This is a genomic window from Enterobacter sp. SECR19-1250, assembly GCF_013391025.1.
Taxonomy (GTDB): domain Bacteria; phylum Pseudomonadota; class Gammaproteobacteria; order Enterobacterales; family Enterobacteriaceae; genus Enterobacter; species Enterobacter cloacae.
This window is the reverse complement of sequence record NZ_JACASJ010000214.1, coordinates 1-3,095: the sequence shown is the minus strand read 5'-3', so window position 1 is coordinate 3,095 and position 3,095 is coordinate 1. Positions and strand designations below refer to the sequence as shown.

The 3,095-nt window shown below is 52.6% G+C and carries 1 protein-coding gene and 2 pseudogenes; 2 read left to right on the top strand and 1 reads right to left on the bottom strand.

The annotated features are described in order from the left end of the window. Positions 1-47 precede the first annotated feature (47 nt). Positions 48-596, bottom strand: a pseudogene (locus HX884_RS25885) (response regulator); the annotation flags it as partial. A gap of 175 nt (positions 597-771) precedes the next feature. Here HX884_RS25885 and HX884_RS25880 point away from each other — a divergent pair. Next, positions 772-1,086, top strand: coding sequence for a lipoprotein (locus HX884_RS25880; protein ID WP_013098694.1), 315 nt, complete (start codon positions 772-774; stop codon positions 1,084-1,086). Between the two features lie 116 nt (positions 1,087-1,202). Continuing rightward, positions 1,203-3,095 (top strand): annotated as a pseudogene (locus HX884_RS25875) (autotransporter domain-containing protein); the annotation flags it as partial.

Sequence of the window (3,095 nt, the reverse complement as noted above, 5' to 3'; positions counted from 1 at the left end):
ACAACCCGCTACGGGGGAGACTTACCCGAAATCTGATTTATTCAACAAAGCCGCTCTTTGACTGTAGGCTCAGAAATAGAAAGTTGCGCGGCAATTCTTTTATTTGGCAGGCCACGCATAATCATATTTAACACGTCTATTTGTCGCGGCGTTAAGTTAAATTTACTTAACTTCTCATTATTCGACTCAACGGAAAATTCGTTTCCCTCAGGAAACCAGGTGAGATTATCAGTGAGGGCAAAAACGGCCCGTGAAAACATTTCAGGTGGCTCGCTTTTCAATACGAAACCGTGCCCCCCGGCGGCGTGAACTTTCTGCCAGATATCGTTATTGTCATCCCCACTAACCACCAGGAGCCTTACCTGTGGGTAAAGTTGTTTTACTTCTTTGAGTAATTTCAACGCGGTACCGGACGAGAGCCAAAAATCGATTACCAGCAAACGTGGCGGGCCATTATCCCTAATTTGACGGTAGCAATCATCCTCATTCGTCACCACACTCGCCTGCTTAAATCGGCAATGTGTAATCAGAAAATTGGCGATACCGCTTGCTACCAATGGATGGTCATCAACGACCAACGCATAATTCTGCCCCAAAGGATCCTCCTTTTACCTTCGCATATTAGTGAGTACGGATGAATTATTATCTACCCACCCTACTTTAGGAGGGTTTTTTCGATTAGGAAAGGGAAATATATTATTCGCAGATTTGAGTAATAGAAAACATAAATACAATCAGCGAAATTAACTGATTGGATATAAAGGATAATTTATGAAAAAACCACTACTCTTTTTAACCGTTACGTTGATGCTAGCTGGTTGTTCCACGCTAAAAACCGATCAGGCCATTCCACTTCTGCAGGCGGAAACCGCTAAAATGCTGGGGCTGGGCTCATCGGATGAAATAACCGTGACCAATGTTAATGGCGCCCAACCGGATGCACTGGGAGGGCAAAAGCTGTCTTATCGCGCTACGACGGAAAAAGGGCGTATTTTCGATTGCTCATCGATGATGATGCCAGGGATTTTAGGATCCGCCCCGACGCTGAGCGCGCCAACCTGTACACCTGTGGTCACCCATAAATAATTAACTTCACATCAAAAGGCGTACACATATTACGCCTTTTACTTTTTCTGTCGTATCGCATTTTTCATATAAAACCGATTTTCCAGACATCACGCTAATGAGTACGGAGATACCCTGTGAATAACTCTACATCGCATTCTTTAGCGGTAAAGACGCCGCTTTCCAGGCTTTACCTCGCTCTATTTTCCGCGCCGCTGTTACTGCTTTCACCTGCCAATTTCGCGCGTGCAGCCGATGCCATTTTAGATGGCGACTCGCGTATTACCGAAACGCTGGGTTACACCGGAGACGTTTACGTTGGACGCAATCAACGCGGAAACCTGCTGATCGATTATGGCAAAATCACCGCCTATAACATCAATATCGGTCGGCTGTTCGACGGCCAAATTTATGAAAGCGTGGTCACAGTCCGTGGGCCAAACGCTGAGCTTAACGCGGTGAACGATCAGTACGTCTTGCGCGGCGACCTGAATCTTGGCCTCGGCACCCTGCGAGTCGAACAGGGCGCGCTGGCGAGCGCAAAAGAGATCGTTGTCGGCACCACCCGCGGCTACGACAGCCACCTTATCGCCACGGGCGCCGGATCTCGCGTAACCAGTAATTTCCTTAGCGTAGGTACCGATCTGGGCGCACGCTCCACGCTGGCGATTGAGGACGGCGCCGCGCTCAATACCACCTACGATGCGCGCATCGGCAATGGTACCGGGCCAGATGAAACCGACACACTGAGCCCGAAAGCCACCGTCACGGGGAGCGGCTCACAGTGGAATGTTGGCCGTACGCTGACGCTTAATGGCGACCTGGACGTGCTGAACGGCGGAGCGGTTAACGTTGGCGGCGTGCAGGTGGCGGGCGTCTCCGGGGCCGGAAAAACCGCCGAGCTGGTTATTGCGGGCAAAGACTCGCGCTTTACCAGCGACAGCAGCGTTAGCGTGGGCGATTATGGCAATGGCGTGCTGTCGGTTATTGACGGTGGTTCATTTTCCGCAGGCAGCAATGCGCTGATTGTAGGGACATCGGGCTCCGGTTCGAACCGGGGGGCGCTCATCATCGGCAGCCGCGGCAACATGGACACCGGCACGGGTATAACTGAGCCAACGCTTGGTACGGCAGGCGGCGCGGGTACCCTCGATGCGAAGACGGCAATCAGCCTGCGTGGCGGGCTATTCGGCAGTTATGTCTATTTCAACCATACCGACGAAAATTACATCTTCAGCAACAAGATGAGCGGCGAAGGTGAGGTGATAAATACCTCCGGGCAGACAACGCTGAACGGCGATCTTTCAGCGCTTCAGGCGAACGTGACCGCGCGCGGTGGCAAAGTCATTATTGCCAGCAACATCAACACCCAGCCAGAAGACGATATTTTTGAGATTCAGACCCTTAGCGCCGAGAACGGCGGTACGCTGATCCTCAACGCAACGGCAGGATCCGACGTTAACAACGGACAAGGTTACAGTAGCGCCGCGTCAATCAAGGCCGGTGGCACGCTGGGGGGGAACGGCACGTTGGGCCAGACTGAGATCCTGTCCGGCGGGCATATCTCACCAGGGGATGGCGATATCGGCACGCTGACGCTGAAACGTTATCTGAACTTTATCGGCGAATCCTTCTATGACGTTGATATCGCGGGAGATGGCCGCAGTGACCAACTGCTGGTATCGGGCAAAACCACCATCAGCAATCAGGCTAAGGTACAGGTCACCGCGCTGGATCCGCAAACCAGCTACAAAACGGGCCAAAGCTATCGCATTTTAACCTCGAACGGGGGTATTGACGGCCAGTTCGCCGGAGCGATTTCCAAATCCGCCTTCCCGGACGTGGCGCTTAAGCAGAGCACCGACGCCGTCGATCTGACCATCGCGCAGAAAGAGACCGGCGGCGAGAATCCTGGAGGTGAAAACCCGGGCGGTGAAAACCCGGGGGGTGAGAATCCAGGAGGAGAAAACCCCGGCGGTGTACTGACCCCAAAAAGTTGGACAGTTAAACACGAGGCACATAGGTCTGGG